We start from the raw sequence: 15,766 nt of genomic DNA, 5'->3' as shown, positions 1-15,766 counted from the left end.
ACATTCCCTATAAAGGAGGAATTCTTCAAAACTTTGAAAGGCTAAAGAATTTCATTACGATGTTCATCCATCGCTGCAATGATAGTCTGCCTCCCCCACGCCCACCCCGTTGTGAGTAAAAACAAAAAAACCGACAGGACGTAAATGCCCTGTCGGATGATTATGGTGGATGCAGCGTTACGATTTAGCTACTAAACTTAATGTTCACGCAGTGACTCTTGAAGCGGCGTGAATGTTTGCATCAAGGATGTTATTGCACCCTTGTACGCCGGATTGTTACACCATAACCTTGCAGATATCGTTAGTAAACTCTACTGGGTCCTGAATTGGCAATCCCTCGATCAGCAATGCCTGATGGTACAGCAGACTTGTGTAGAGGTTCAGTTTCTCCTGATCCTGTGCGAAAGCGTCTTTCAATGATTTGAAGACATCATGATTCACGTTGATTTCAAGAACTTTGTCGGCTTGTACATTTTCGCTATTCGGCATAGCTTTCAGGATTTTCTCCATTTCAATCGTCAGCTCACCTTCAGTGGACAAACATACCGGGTGGCTTCTGAGACGTTTGGAAGCTTTAACGGCTTTGACTTTACCCGCCAATTGAGCTTGCATCGCTTCAAACAGCTCTTTGTTGTCGTTGTCTTGAGCGTCCGTTTCTTCTTGGTCCGCGCTATCTTCGATACCCAGGTCACCACTGGAGATGGATTTGAATTCTTTCTCCTTGTAGTTCATGATCATCTTGATTGCGAACTCATCGATGTCATCGGTAAAGTACAGTACTTCGTACCCTTTCTCAAGAACACCCTCGATCTGTGGCAGCTTCTCAATACGACTAATGGACTCACCGGAGGCATAATAGATGTACTTCTGGTCTTCCGGCATTCTGGAGACGTATTCGTCCAGGCTCACGAGTTTGCCCTCTTTGGAAGACGTGAACAACAGCAGATCCTGCAATGTATCTTTGTTCACACCATAGTCACTGTATACACCATATTTCAATTGACGACCAAACGCCTGGTAGAACTTCTCGTAGTTCTCACGCTCGTCCTTCAACAGGCTTTGCAGTTGGCTCTTGATTTTGTTCTTAATATTCTTCGCGATCAGGCTTAGCTGACGGTCATGTTGCAACATCTCACGGGAAATGTTCAGAGACAGGTCTTCCGAATCCACCATACCTTTGACAAACCCGAAGTAATCTGGCAACAGATCCCCGCATTTATCCATGATCAGTACACCGTTAGAGTAGAGTTCAAGGCCTTTTTCATACTCTTTGGTATAGTAGTCAAACGGCGTGTTCTCCGGAATAAACAGGATTGCATTATATACCACTGCGCCATCTGCGCTGATGTGCAGGTGTTTGAGCGGTTTGTCAAAACCGTAGCGTTTTTCCATATAGAAGTTATTGTAGTCTTCTTCAGTCAATTCGCTTTTATTTTTACGCCAGATCGGCACCATGCTGTTCACGGTTTGTTCTTCTTGGTACTCCTCGAACTCGTTCTCCGTGCCCTCTTTCGGACGTTGACCCGTCACATCCATCTTGATCGGGTAGCGAATGAAGTCGGAGTATTTCTTGATGATGGATCTCAGGCGGTACTCTTCCAAAAATTCGTCATACGAATCTTCTTCGGTATTTTCTTTGATCGTCAGCACGATCTCTGTACCTACGGAGTCTTTTTCAGCCGGTGTAATGGTGTATCCATCCGCGCCCTCGGACTCCCATTTCCAAGCCTCGTCGCTGCCCAGCGTTTTACTCGTTACGGTCAGCTTGTCCGCCACCATAAATGCCGAGTAGAAACCAACCCCAAATTGTCCGATGATGTTATGGCCGTCTTTGGCTTCATTTTCCTTCTTAAACGCCAGGGAACCACTCTTCGCGATAACCCCCAGATTGTTCTCCAGCTCTTCCTGCGTCATCCCGATACCGGTATCTGTCAGTGTGAGCGTGCGGTTTTCTTTGTCGATTGTAAGCTTGATGAAGTAGTCCTCTTTGTTGAAAACGAGCGTATCGTCTGTCAGTGCTCTGTAATAAATTTTATCAATGGCGTCACTGGAGTTGGAGATCAATTCTCTCAAAAAGATTTCTCTTTGGGTATAAATGGAGTTGATCATCATATCCAGCAAACGTTTGGATTCTGCCTGGAATTCTTTTTTAGCCATGAATGGTTGGACTCCTTTCAGATTTGGATATCGAATGATTCTTGATTGAAAATAGAAATAACTGAGATATACCTGCGACCATTAGTAGACTCAAAAACCTTTGAGCGCTCTAGTCCTCAGATAATGTGACTCACACTAATGAGTCATTGCAAAAAATAAGTGCATGACGTTCTGCCATGTAGCCGTTGCGGTTACGAATCGTTTTTCGGATCGCTGTTATCCCCAGATTTCTTTGATTCCTTTATATAAGGGAGTAATCCGGTGATAAAGGCGAACGCTTCGCTTCCTCCAAATCGATTTCGTCCCCTGCACTACTTTCGCATTTAATCAGGAACTTGTATGAGGATTAGAGCCTTCTATTTAGATGGAGTCTGTAGATTAAGCAAACATTTCGCTTCTTCAGGTCTGTGCGTCCCTTGGCTTCGCATGTCCTACTCAGGTTCAATAACTATTTTCAAAAACAGAATCATTCCATATGTAGGCGTATAGTAAAAACATCATTTGTTAGCACTCTAATGATCGGAGTGCTAAACCCTTCCTTTTATATAACATATGGGAAAATTGGGTGTCAATACGCAGGCGGTTATTTTAACAAAAAGATCGAATACCCTTCAACTTTGACACATCACCAATCATTTTAACGTAATCCCACAGGTAAAACAAAAGCCGCCTCGAACCAAAGTTCGAACCGGCTTATGGGGGAAGATCGTAATCTGTCCATTGGTATCGTGGATGGCTTTAAAACTTGTCTATTTAATGCGCCTCGGAATATCCTCGGGTTTGCAGTGTTGAGACTGCCGTATCGATGTGTTCGTATTGATATGTCCGTATTGCTATTTTTGTGTTGATATATTGTGTTGATATGTTCGTTGGTATATTGGTAACTTGGTCCTGTGATTGCTTGAATGTCTTGAGAAGTATGGCAGTCGCGCTAACGAACCTCAGAGGCGTTAAATGGCCTTTTTTGGATGAATCTGTAATCTAACGAACCCTAGACACGCTATTGCTAAATTTAATCCAATCTATGGAGCACATTCGAAAGTTTTTCACATATTAGGGTGTGTGAAGTTCGTTAGATCGGGAGATTGACTGGAAATCGCAAAATAGGACCTCCTAGGTTCGTTAGAGTTGGAGCAGAAGCTAGCATTACAGGTACAAATAGGGACGCGTTAAAAAGTAGCACATACGCTTAGTTTTATAGTTAGCAGTGCCGCATAAAAGCGTTACAGAAAAAGTTAGAATGCAGAATAAGGTTATAAAGTTACGGTTACGGTTACGGTTACGGTTACGGTTACGGTTACGGTTACGGTTACGGTTACGGTTACGGTTACGGTTACGGTTACGGTTACGGTTACGGTTACGGTTACGGTTAGAGCTTGAGGTTGAATATGAATACGAGTTTGAGTTTGAGTTTGAAAATTCTACTTTTTGGCCATTTTCGGATCAAGGGTATCACGGAGTCCATCGCCCATGAGGTTGAAGCCGAGGACGGTCAACATGATGGAAACGCCGGGGAAGATGAGTGTCCACGGTGCTTTTTGTATAAACTGACGGGAGTCCGACAGCATTTTCCCCCACTCCGGGTCGGGTGGTTGTGCACCCATGCCCAGAAATCCAAGTGCTGCGGCCTCGATGATCGCCGTTCCAATCCCGAGCGTACCCTGTACGATCAGCGGAGTAAGACTGTTGGGCAAGATGTGGCGGAATAAGATCCGCCCGTTGCCCGCCCCAAGTGTCCGCGCCGACGTAATGAATTCCTCCTGTCTCAAGCTGAGTACCCGTGAACGCACCAACCTTCCGTAAGTCGGGATGTTGACGATGGCGATGGCGAGCAGTGCATTTTGCAACGACGGGCCCATTATCGCCACAATGGCGATGGCCAGCAAAATCCCCGGGAATGCGAGCAAGATATCAAATAAACGCGAGATGAGCATGTCCGCCAATTTTCCATAAAATCCAGCAATCAGACCAAGCAGCGTACCCGCGATAATGGAACCAATGACAGAGAAGAAGCCCACCCACAAGGAAATGCGCGCTCCATGCAGCACTCTGGAAAACACGTCACGTCCCAGATCATCCGTACCAAACCAATGCTCTGCCGAAGGCGCCTGTAGCCGATCCACCAGCACCTGTTCTTTGTAATCGTAAGGTGCGATGTATGGCGCAAGGAAGGCCAACAGGATAAAAAACACGATAATAATCAAGCCCGCAAGCGCAAGCCGATTCTTCCGAAACGTTCTCCACGCTTCCCGCCATGGACCGGATGTGCTCGCCGACGCAGCATCAATGGATGGTCCGGTATTGGTCGATAATTTGGCCATGCGGCGTCTCCTTTCTTGGATATGAATGATTAATGAATCTCCTATTTATAACTAATCCGAGGATCGAACACGGCGTAGAGCAAGTCCACAATCAGGTTGATGACCACGAAAAAGAATGCCACGATCAGAATGCCACTCTGGATTACCGGATAGTCCCGCGAACTAATCGCTTCATATATATAACGTCCCACGCCCGGCCAAGCAAAGATCGTTTCGGTCAACACCGCACCCCCGAGCAACGATCCGGTCTGGATGCCGATAACCGTAAGCACGGGAATAAAAGCATTTTTAAGGGCATGTCCATATACGACAAAAAACGGGCCCAGTCCCTTCGCCTTTGCAGTACGAATGTAATCGGAACTCATCACTTCCAGCATGCTGGAACGGGTCATCCGGGCAATAACGGCCATTGGAATGGTGCCCAGCGCTATACTCGGAAGCAACAAATGTTTCGTTACGGTCCACAACTGATTCCATTGTCCAGCGATCATCGTGTCCAGCACATACAAGCCCGTAATGGCTTCCACCGGATCACGTGCATTCATGCGCCCAATGGATGGCAGCCACTGCAATTTGTTTGCAAACAGCCATTGTTCCATCAAACCGAGCCAGAAGATCGGCATGGATACACCCACTAAAGCAATGACCATACAACAATAATCAAACCAGGAGTTGTGCTTCCATGCACTGATAATCCCGGCATTCACCCCGATAATGACAGCAAACAACATACTTGCCATCGTTAATTCAAGGGTTGCTGTCAGATAAGGCACAATTTCCTGGGCAATAGGCACCTTGGTGCGGATGGATGTTCCGAGGTCGCCTTTGATCAAATCGCCCAAGTAGGCGAAATATTGCTGGAACCAGGGTTTATCCAGACCGAGCTGGTCACGGAGGGCCTGCTTGGATTGTTCGGTTGCCTTTTGCCCAAGTATGGTCTCGGCCGGATCACCCGGAATGGCATGGATGATGGAAAAGACAATCAGGGTCATGCCCAGCAGCACGGGCAGCAACACAAGCACACGTTTGACAATATAGCTGTTCAATCCTGTTCACCTGCCTTCGACATATCGTGCAAAATAAAAAGCGCTGGCAGATACGCATGCTTTGGATAGTTACGTCCGGATGTGGGTTCTGCCAAGCATTTCGTCTCACCAGCGCTTTAATAGAAAGAAATTACACCTACTCACTCCGAGGTGCAGTGCCCTCTTCAGAGTGATTCTCCACTCTCCGTTATCCTGAAATGGATAAGTTCAGCTTACGTCTGTATTATTCGAAGTAGGCACCAGCATAGGATTCACTGCCCAGCGGAGATGGTACAAAACCTTTCAGGTTCGATTTACCCGCCAGAATTGGCGTGGTGTGCACAAGTGGAATCCAAGGTGCGTCTTCCTTGATAATCATCTGTGCTTGTTTGTACAGCTCGGCACGTTTCTCCTGATCTGTTTCTTTCTGCGCATCCGTCAGCAGCACATGCAACTCTTCGTTGACGTAGAAGCTACGGTTGTTGCCCGGAATGGCGTCTTTGTCCAGCAATGTATACAGGAAGTTATCCGGGTCCCCGTTATCCCCCGTCCAACCGAGCATGTAGATATCGTCTTTCTCCCCGGCTTTGGCATCATCCAGATACGTCGCCCATTCTGGGGATTCGATGTTCGTGGTCACGCCGATTTTCTCAAAATCAGCCTGGATCGCTTCCGCTACTTTCTTGCCATCAGGCATATACGGGCGAGATACCGGCATGGCATAGAAGGTTACCGGATCAGGCAAACCGTCAGGGAAGCCAGCTTCGGCGAGTAGAGCTTTTGCTTTTTCCAGATCATATGGGTAATCCTCAATGGTATCGTTGTATCCCCACAGCGTTGGCGGCATCGGGTTGACAGCAGGCTCAGCTTGTCCAGCAAAGAACGCATCAATAAGTGCCTGTTTGTTCACCGCATGGTTGAGGGCTTGTCTGACTTTGACATTATCAAATGGTTTCTTCTTGAAGTTAAAGCCGATATACGCCACGTTGAACGGTGGACGCTCAATCTTCTGCAACTCACTGTTGCCTTCAAGGATGGACAGATCGTCCGGGTTCAAGTCTTCCATGACATCAATCTCGCCGTTTTGCAGGGCATTGAAGCGAGCGGTATTATCCGGAATCGAACGCACGATAACTTTGTTCAGCTTCGGCAGTCCTTCTTTCCAATAATCCTCGTTTTTCTCCAGGGTAATGGAGTCGTTACGCTTCCACTCTTTGAATACAAATGGTCCGGTGCCCACAGGCTCGCTCTTGAAGTTTTCTTTTTTCTCCTGAATCGCTTTTGGGCTGGCAATGCCGAATGGCGTCATCGCAATATTTTGCAGAAAAGGCGCTTGTGGCTGGTTCAATGTGAACTCCACCGTAGTCTCGTCCGTCGCCTTCACTTCCTTGATCACACGTCCGTCCTCTGGACCAAACATGGAGTCGTAATAATCGAAGGAGTCTCCTTCGAATTTATATTCACTCGCCGGATCACCCCAGCGGTTGTAGTTGAACACAACAGCCTCAGCGTTGAAGTCCGTACCATCATGGAATTTCACACCGGACTTCAGCTTAAACACATACTTGAGCCCATCCGCCGAAATCTCCCAGCTCTCTGCCAGTCCAGGAACGACTTCTGTTCCGCCTTCCTTGTAGTCCAGCAACGAGTCGAACACCTGATGTCCAATCTTCAGCGACTCTCCATCGGTCACAATTGCCGGGTCCAATGCCACCGAATCCCCGCCACGCCCCATAATCATCGTATCTTGCGCTTCTGTCACTTCGGCTGGTGGCTCGCTGCCTTCCGCCGGAGCAGGCGAATTCCCAGCCCCCTCATTGCTCGAACAGCCTGACAACACCAAGACGGTACTCAAAGCCAGAGTCAAAAAACCGGACATCCATTTCTTTCTCATTCGCATACGTACAACACCCTTCCCTGTCTCATAATGTGTGTGATGCTGGCATGAAAAAACTTCAATGATAGCCATTGGTTCGGTGCTTGCTTGTATCAATGAAAGGCTTTAGGTGCCTGTGATACCTGAATTAAAGTTCCGGGAGAAGTAAGGCATGTATATGAAACTTGAAAAAAGTATGGGAGAAAGATGAATAATGGATATAAGTAAACGCCAGATCATCCTGCGCATGGATTACGGATATGGACGATTAATTTTTATAGAGAAAGAAGACGTACAATGAACAAAATGCCTTGTGAGATGACTCTATGTAATGTAATGAAATGAATGAGATTGTTGCGATTTATTTGAACTAAGGTCAATAAGTAATAGCGAACGGTTACGGACCGGTAAGACCAAGTTCAAGTCACTAGATCAGAAATACAAATGGGCATATGGATACTACGCTGCTGGGTACCAATAACGTCTGTTCCTTGAGCGGGTCGCGGGTCCTCTTAAGTATGCAGTGTGGGAGCTGGACTAGGTATCGTTTGCAATACAGACGAAAGAAACTCAACATAGGCTAGGTTGTTTAGATCGTGTAAGTATTTTTAATACGGTGGTTGTCTCTTGCAGATTGGATGTGTAAAACGTATGAACGAGTCATCTTGAGATGTTGGATTGTACAGCAGGGAGACATTACAATAACTTCTTATGTTATGGTTCTGTCATGATGAGGAGGATTGTGTAAGTAAACCGTAGTGAAAAACAATTTCGTGTAACTTACTTTACATCACATTAATCAATTAGACAAGAGATTTACAGACATAAGTCTTCAACTTTATTATATGCGTTAATATTACTTACACAAAGCACAAAAAAGGAACACAGTTCGACAAAAAGCGTCTCGTGTTCCTTCTCCACTCCATCCACATTCATATAAAATCAACATTTTAATTTGCTAAAAATCAGTTCACTTTTTAAATAAACCTCTGCGATGCATTACGGTAATAAAACGGTAAAAATCATAACTCGCCCCATTATCGATGCTGAACAATGGATTTTTGGTGTCATACGCCAGTGCTGCATCCACAGCTGCTTTTGCCCATACTGGAACTTCCATTTGCTGACGCGCCTGCAGTTTGTCGACTTGGGATTTGAGCGCATCAAACGCTGCTTTCTCTTCGGCTGTCATCGGTTCGCCCCCTTTCGGTGGTTCGGTTGGTGGATTCGGATTACTTGGATTCGTTGGATTGGTTGGCTCCGGAGGTTTCGGAGTGGCTGCTGCGTATCTTGCTCTGAGCTGTGCCGCTGTTCCCTCGAATTCATTCATATCCACGTTGCCGCTGATGCCATTCACCTTGCCCGAATCCGTGTACTGCCAGAACGTCCAACGCTTCCATGCCGGCTGGTCGTCCGGTACACGGGTGTTGCTGTAACGCGCGATCCACAGATCGTATGAGCTGAGTGATGTGTCAAAATTCCCGGCAAAAGAATTGCCTGTGTATATGATCGGTTTTACACCTGTCAGACGTTGTAGTTCGGTTAAAAAAGCTTTGGCAACTGTATTCATCTGCGCTTTGCTCAGGTTGCCGGGGTTGTTCTCGTAGTCCATGACAGGTGGCAGTTGTAACGCCTTGGCGCCTCCAACTTTGTTCAGTGTATTGGCATAATGTGCCGCTTCTGCCTTGGCACCATCGGTAGATGTCGCGCGGAAGAAATGGTAGGTTCCCACCAGCATACCCGCCGCCAGTGCGCCTGTTACATTTTTCTGGTAATTTGGATCGGTATACGTCTGTCCCTCGGTTGCCTTGATGAATACAAATGTCATGCCACTTGCCTTCACCTTAGCCCAGTCAATATTGCCCTGGTATCGGGAGACGTCAATGCCCTGTGTGTTGCCTGAACTTCTCGTTTGCATGTTTCTCACACCCTTTATGCGGCAAATTGCCGTTTGTATATAGTTAATGCGGTTGGATCAGGGGTTGCTTGTGTGCGTGTCCCTTGTTGATGGTAATAGCTATGTTCAATGAGTATCTATCCTCTTAGGAAAAAATATCAAGCCGGTACGCGACCGTTCCAGATACGGATCGTTCTTATGATCGCTGTTGTCTCCAAATTTTTATGATTTATTATTCTAATGGTTAAAATTTAGAGACAAAGGCGACCGCTCCGCTTCTTCAGAATCGATTCCGTCTCTTTCACTACTTGTAGGCTACTGGTGCAGACTTTCGACTCTGTAGTGCTCTATATCCGCCACAGGACAATTTTTAATGAATGCTGAGTCTTTACTTCGTTTCATCTCTAATCTGTTGATCAACCTCCTCATGATCTGACTGTACAAAAGATTCTCTGGAATCAGGAGTATAGTTACCCGAGATCCCCCCGGTTCCCCCTTTTCCCTTGAGCACTTCAATGGCTTGCCGAATCACAGGCGGGATTGGAGCGCCCAACTTGCCCCCGTTTTCGATAATGGACAACAACTCATTTGCGATATAAAAAAAGGCGACCGCATCCCTGAACAAATGTCCGTCTCCCAGAACACCGTCCACCAGATGAGCCACCGATACCATTGCAAATATAAATACCTTCCGTGCAATGCCGAACATGCCGACATTACTTTCTAGCTTGCCAGTCATCCCCGCCGCTGCGATACCTGTTAGGTAGTCGAGGATGACGAACACAAGCAATACGCCGAGCACCCCTGACCAACCTCCGAAGAAGTAGGTTACCGAGCTGCTCATGAGTGCAATTCCCCATTTCCATAGGGTGTCCCATCGTTCCATAATTTCACCTCCATGCATAAAAATAAATAATATTTTATTTCAATAATATATTTTGAAGCATATAACTATTTTCATTACTCCATATTGTAATGAAACGTGTCTCTCAAGTTATAGAATTCCTAAATGTACCTAAATTAAAAATTTTCGAGCTCTTTTTGCACATCTTTTCTCAATTCTTCTGGGACATCTTCAATGCTAATCAAACTCTTTTGAATCAATCTAATATAAAGAGATTTCATACGTTTCTCCCTCCTTTTAACTCTAAAATAATGCTGTGTAACTCTATAAGGGCAAGTTGATTAATCTCAATTTCGTTTCTAAGGGTATTGTTTTCTTGCTGCAAGGCCTTAATTTCTTTAACTGGATCAACGATAGCTGGAGTATTTTCATATTCATAGTAAATTTCTTTCTCGTCCTTCTTTATAAACATAATCGGTTCTTTTCCAACAATCTCTTCAGGACTGGGCAATGTATCCAATTTAAAGTACTGCCTTTTATCCAATGGGTCAAATAGACTATCGTCAAAAAGGATCGTGGTTACCCTTCCAGTATCTTTACTAATATCTTCATAAAAAACGTACATATGCATATCCCCCTAACCTAGTATTTCCGCATTAATATTGTATACATTTATCCGACTCGAAAAAATAAATAGTATTTTATCAGGTCTGCTTCCATCACCGCTTGCAAATATTCCTTTTACATTAATGAATGAATACAACGAATCAGAAAAGTCTAATGATCTCTTGTATTTTCCACCTTCAGAATATATACCAAGAGCCAACTTACAATAATTCGAACCTGAGCTTTCTTCTTCAGCACCATACAAAATACCCATACCATTATCATCAGCCAAGATGCTATCGCTATACATAATGATTGATCGAGGATTAAAACTACGTGGTAATACATTAGTGATTTGTAGATTCTTTTCCCCTGTTTTAGCATTAATTAGAGTGACATTTGATGAACCAGTTGTCCGAACATGTAACATAGTCACCCCGTTTTGCATCCCAATTGCAAATCCTCCAAAGAAAGTAACAGCACAATACCATAAATATGTTCCATTATTTGAAAATTTATGAACACCCGTTTTACCGTTGAAACTAGCATGTAAATATATTTCACCATTCTTTCTATCCACACATACAGCTTCTTTTCCTGAATAATAATATGAAATAGTTGTGCGTATTCCACCAGAAGCGTCATAAACATTAACTCTATAGCTTTCCTTAACATAAACTAATCCATTATCATCAAGCTCCAAACTACTATAACCAAGAGGTTCAATCTGAAAACTTCTTAGCTGAACTCCATTCCTACAATCAAAAATGTAAACCTGAGATTCAGTAACATTATTTACGCTTCGACTAAATATAGTAGCTATTTCCAGTCTAACACTATTAACTGTAAGAGCGGATAAAGTCCATCCATTATTCATAGACGTGGTCCATCTTTCTACTCCAGCAGGATTAATGTTGGTTAGCTTATATAAATTTGTTCCTGATATGATACTACCAAAAGTTATGTTTCCTTCGATATCCACTCCGTATTTTATATCAGGTTGGCTATTCGAAAAAGTGGCAGCCAATGTTATCTGCATATCTTTCACTTTCTCAATTGGGACTTTCTTGTTCGGGCCATATATCTTCCCTACACGAAGTTTATGTTCTAGTCGTTCCCAATCATCACTCGTAGACGCTGATTCACCTAAGACGTTAAGCGAGTCTACGATACGTTGCTTAGCCTTAACGCCAGATTGCTTTAAATCAGCAATAGATGTAGTGCCCGTGCGATCACGAAATACTATATCACCATCTAAAAATTCATTTGCCAAAGTAAGGCTACGACTGTATTTATCACCAAAACCAAACCATGCTTTCCTTCCAGCCTCTATACCTTCGGGATATAATTGAGCGTACAGTCCATCAAGTTCAGGGGTTTCATTTACAATTGATAGTATTCCACCACTCCCAGTGAGAGTACCTCCATTCCTTGAAAGACTAGCATTCTTCGCACTAGTTTCAGCAGCTTTACGTGCATCGTTAACAGCCTTCTCTGTTGCAGCCACTATCTCAGACGATCCATCCATCCTACTAGACAACTGCACCTTACCCTTCTGCGTCAAAGACGCATCAGGAACATCGATCTCCCCTATCGCTTCACGAATTTCCTCTAAATCTTGCTTAGTCGCTACACCCTCATCAACCTTCTCCCAGTTCTGATCCAAATACTTATCCAGATCAAAATAGGTCGTCGATGGCGAGGAACGGTCAATCTTATTCAATCCCAAGTTCGGTGTTTTTGGTTCATTCATCTATGCTCCACCTCCTGCAAATTTATCCTGTCGGGTCTGTTCGATCTCCTCCAGCGTCATGCTTTCAACCTCCGAGATCGTCAAATACCGTAGACGGTACTCTACGGTCATATGTGCTGGTTTAATATCCTCAATCGCTGCCTTCAGATCATCCAGATTGGGCGGCAAGCCCCATGTGTCGATGAATCGGATTCGGATCAAGTACTCCTCGGGCGTAACGGATACATCAATCCCGCCACTTTCGTAGGCCTGCGCCACGTTCTTGAGCATGGAGCCTGAGACTTTACCGCTGCCGCGCATTTTGGAAATGATTACGGATCTCCGCTGGTCTTCTGGCTTGGCTTGATTTGTAGGAATCTGCAAATCCCGCTCATAACGTTCCAATGCCCAGGTCGCAGACTCCGGGTAGAATTGATCCAGCACACTTTCCAAACCCACAGTAAGCTTGTCTAACTCTACCCCTTCGGTCTCGGTAAGAAGCTGCATCTCCAGCACATTTTCATACAACGGGGGCAAAAGATTCATTAATACCTCTGCTTTACTCATGTCACCTTCACCGTCCCAAGAACGGCTACTGCGCCGGGGGCGATCTCCAGATTGGACATCCCACCATTCACCAGCAGATCGCTGTAATCGATTACGGGCGGAATATCCAGAATGACATTGGCAATACGTGTCCAACGAACTAACGGATCGGCAAAAGCCAGTTCTTTCAGATACGCCGTAACTCCCGTTTCAATCAGTGTCTTCACGCCCTCGTACGTTGAACCAGAAGCAAGCGTGACCTGTACCTCCACATCAATAGGAACCTCTTCCGCTCCCACGACTGTAACCACGGGTCCAATTGGAGCAGCACCTTCGCCCATTCCATTCTGGGTTGGATCGATATACTCTTGCACCGCCTTAATGACCGCATCAGCAGGTGTTTGCATTTCATTATTCAGCAATGCCACTTTGACTGTACCTGGCCCGTCCCATAGTGGAAAAGCCTTCGCTTTGCCAACCCCGGAATTTTCCCGCGCCCATAACTCATACTGATATTTGTTGGCACTCGTAACCGGACGGGAAACTTTATCCTGATAGCGATCATACAAGGCCTGATCCGTTTCCTCGTCTTCACCATGAACCAGCAACTGTGTCAATTCAGCCGTCGTCAGGCCGGCAATATAATCAATGGGCAGCAGAGCCCCCGTATACTCATTACCTTCCGCCCCTGCAACTTCACACTCCAACACATATTGCCCTGCTGCGATGCGTTCCACAACAACATACACCCGATCCCCCGTGGAAAAACGACTCTCCAAAGGAACCTCAACAGGCTTACCTTCGTTGTCCCGAAAACTTCCAGCCCAACGTGCCTTCGTGGCCGCTTTTCGACTAATGCCAGACCAAGCCACCGCGCGATCCAGATACTCTCCAGATGCTGTATCTGCAAACTTCAGATTGGCGTTCACATCCAGCTCGATATACATCTGAGCCATTTCTACAGCCGCAGGCGCAAGCGCATCATAGATAATACTGCCTTCACGTTTATCCACACCATCTGGTACCCTATCCAGCATTCTATTTAGAATAATTTCAAACGTCTGCCCTTCATACATCCATGTTCACCTCCGTCTCTTCCCTGAAGCTGCCAAAATCCGTTTCCACGGTAAATGAAACCCGTACCCCATCTACCTCGTGAACGAATTCGAACTCCGTTACATCCGAAATCCGATCATCCGGAAGCAACGCTTCGCGGATCCAGCGTTCCAGTTCAGATTCAACCATGGATTTCCCGGCCATTCCTTCCCAGGACCATTCCATGCCATAATCCGAAGAGTAGATTAGATGCTCGTAGCGACGTGTGGATAACGCTTTATACACCGCCTGTCTTACCGCATCTTTTCCATCCAGTTGCAGTCTGCCAATTCGCTGTCCTGAAGCTTGAAACACATACGTCAGACTTGGAAGCACAGCAGCTTCCTCCTGATCTTCTGCGCTCATCTGCGCACCCTGTGGAATCATGGATTCACCAGCCGATCCAGCACGACAAAGCTGTCTCCACCTTGAACACGCAACAACAAGACATGGTCACCCACGGTCCAAGCTTTGTTCACTACGGATTCCGGCAGTACCAGGAAAGGCTCAGCCAATGCCAGCCGTTGTTCAACGGTGATCTCCAGAGGCTGTGTGTTTGTCACGCTTCCGTACATTACCTGAACGGGAGACTTGGCATCTACAGCGGCAACCGCCGCCTTTTTAATCACGTCCAGCATCATTTATCGTTACACCACCTTCAAATCCAGCGACATCGTATGCACACCGCTCTGTACCTTATGCGTACATTCGTCCACCAGAAAATATTGATTAATCTTGAGTTCATCGATCTGGATGTTGACAAAACTGCCTGCCCTCACCTTGAAATCGCCAAGCGCATCCACTTTCAACGTCTGCGTCTCACGGTTACGGAGGGTCATCAGGGTCTTCAGCATGTCATCAATCTGGCCTTCGTTCAGGCCATCATCCGCTTTTTGGTACAAAAAAAGCAGCCCCCATTGACGGATGCTGCCTGAATCCTGATGAACAAACGTTTCTCTTTTTCCCGTATCCTTGTTATCCCGATAAAGCTTGATTTTGTTATACGTCTGGTCATCAATAGATCTTGTATAGCTGTAATCTGTGAGCAGACTGTTATCCCCAATGACAAAGCCGTAAGGCATCTCTTCCACATCCCGAAGCACCAGCTTGCCGAAATCATCGTAGAAGATGTAGTTTTTGCCATCATAGATCAGCGTTCGGTCGAGCGCCTCACAGATCATGTCGATCAGCTTTTTGTTATCAAACAGCATGCGTGGAATAACATATTTCGGCTGGATCAGCTCGCCCACCTTCAACTGAAAGTCGGTAGCAATTCGTTTGATCACATCTGTAGCGGTTGCGTTAACGAACTTGTACGTCTGATTTGCGGTTAGATAACGAGTCTGGTCGTAGGCTTTGATTTTGACACTTTCGTCCTTGCCGCTATCCACCGAGAAGATATATCCGTAAAATATGCCTACCTCGTTGCTGATATATTTCACGACATATCCATTCTCATAGGTGAATTTTTTATTCTGGTACAGACTGCCCTTGATCAACGTGAATTCCAGAGAGGAAGGCTTGCCGATGCGGGAGGTTTTGTACGTAATGTCGCCAGCAATTTCGCTAATGTCCCAGATGTTGCCCTGCTTGTCATCCAGCAATAACCGTTTCTTCAAGTTGGCTAGCTTATCATCCAGCCTGATCTGCTCTTGCATATTGCCTCT

14 protein-coding genes are annotated in these 15,766 nt (G+C 45.7%); all 14 read right to left on the bottom strand.

What is annotated here, in order from left to right; genetic code table 11:
• Positions 1-276: 276 nt before the first annotated feature.
• A complete protein-coding gene (htpG, locus tag MKY85_RS06420; protein ID WP_339240249.1) occupies positions 277-2,157 on the bottom strand; it encodes a molecular chaperone HtpG in 1,881 nt (626 codons plus the stop codon).
• Between the two features lie 1,421 nt (positions 2,158-3,578).
• Complete coding sequence (gene nikC / locus MKY85_RS06415; protein WP_342572140.1) at positions 3,579-4,478, bottom strand: nickel transporter permease; 900 nt, start codon at positions 4,476-4,478, stop codon at positions 3,579-3,581.
• 41 nt (positions 4,479-4,519) lie between these two features.
• A complete protein-coding gene (locus tag MKY85_RS06410) occupies positions 4,520-5,524 on the bottom strand; it encodes an ABC transporter permease (RefSeq protein ID WP_339240246.1) in 1,005 nt (334 codons plus the stop codon).
• Between the two features lie 223 nt (positions 5,525-5,747).
• A complete protein-coding gene (locus tag MKY85_RS06405) occupies positions 5,748-7,397 on the bottom strand; it encodes an ABC transporter substrate-binding protein (RefSeq protein ID WP_342573287.1) in 1,650 nt (549 codons plus the stop codon).
• A gap of 952 nt (positions 7,398-8,349) precedes the next feature.
• On the bottom strand, positions 8,350-9,297 hold the full coding sequence (locus MKY85_RS06400) for a glycoside hydrolase family 25 protein (protein ID WP_342572139.1): 948 nt from the start codon (positions 9,295-9,297) through the stop codon (positions 8,350-8,352).
• Between the two features lie 367 nt (positions 9,298-9,664).
• Positions 9,665-10,162: a phage holin family protein gene (locus MKY85_RS06395; protein WP_342572138.1), complete on the bottom strand. Its 498-nt coding sequence runs from the start codon at positions 10,160-10,162 to the stop codon at positions 9,665-9,667.
• Between the two features lie 134 nt (positions 10,163-10,296).
• Positions 10,297-10,401, bottom strand: a complete 105-nt coding sequence (locus tag MKY85_RS06390; RefSeq protein WP_342572137.1) for a CD1375 family protein — start codon at positions 10,399-10,401, stop codon at positions 10,297-10,299.
• Positions 10,398-10,745 carry a hypothetical protein gene (locus MKY85_RS06385; protein WP_342572136.1) on the bottom strand — a complete coding sequence of 116 codons (348 nt, stop codon included), beginning with the start codon at positions 10,743-10,745 and terminating at the stop codon, positions 10,398-10,400. Before MKY85_RS06385 ends, MKY85_RS06390 begins: the two co-directional genes overlap by 4 nt.
• 12 nt (positions 10,746-10,757) lie before the next feature.
• Entirely contained in the window at positions 10,758-12,479 is a 1,722-nt protein-coding gene (locus MKY85_RS06380; RefSeq protein ID WP_342572135.1) for a tail fiber protein, read from the bottom strand.
• Positions 12,480-13,025: a putative phage tail protein gene (locus MKY85_RS06375; RefSeq protein WP_342572134.1), complete on the bottom strand. Its 546-nt coding sequence runs from the start codon at positions 13,023-13,025 to the stop codon at positions 12,480-12,482.
• The gene (locus tag MKY85_RS06370) at positions 13,022-14,080 is read right to left on the bottom strand and encodes a baseplate J/gp47 family protein (RefSeq protein WP_342572133.1); all 1,059 of its coding nucleotides are present in this window, start codon (positions 14,078-14,080) and stop codon (positions 13,022-13,024) included. Before MKY85_RS06370 ends, MKY85_RS06375 begins: the two co-directional genes overlap by 4 nt.
• The gene (locus tag MKY85_RS06365; RefSeq protein WP_342572132.1) at positions 14,073-14,486 is read right to left on the bottom strand and encodes a DUF2634 domain-containing protein; all 414 of its coding nucleotides are present in this window, start codon (positions 14,484-14,486) and stop codon (positions 14,073-14,075) included. Before MKY85_RS06365 ends, MKY85_RS06370 begins: the two co-directional genes overlap by 8 nt.
• Entirely contained in the window at positions 14,483-14,740 is a 258-nt protein-coding gene (locus MKY85_RS06360) for a DUF2577 family protein (RefSeq protein WP_175383663.1), read from the bottom strand. The genes MKY85_RS06365 and MKY85_RS06360 overlap by 4 nt, the downstream gene beginning before the upstream one ends.
• 6 nt (positions 14,741-14,746) lie before the next feature.
• Entirely contained in the window at positions 14,747-15,757 is a 1,011-nt protein-coding gene (locus tag MKY85_RS06355) for a hypothetical protein (protein ID WP_342572131.1), read from the bottom strand.
• Between the last annotated feature and the right edge of the window lie 9 nt (positions 15,758-15,766).

Source organism: Paenibacillus sp. FSL R5-0749, assembly GCF_038595085.1.
In the GTDB taxonomy this organism is placed as follows: domain Bacteria; phylum Bacillota; class Bacilli; order Paenibacillales; family Paenibacillaceae; genus Paenibacillus.
This window is presented reverse-complemented; position numbering and strand designations above follow the sequence as displayed.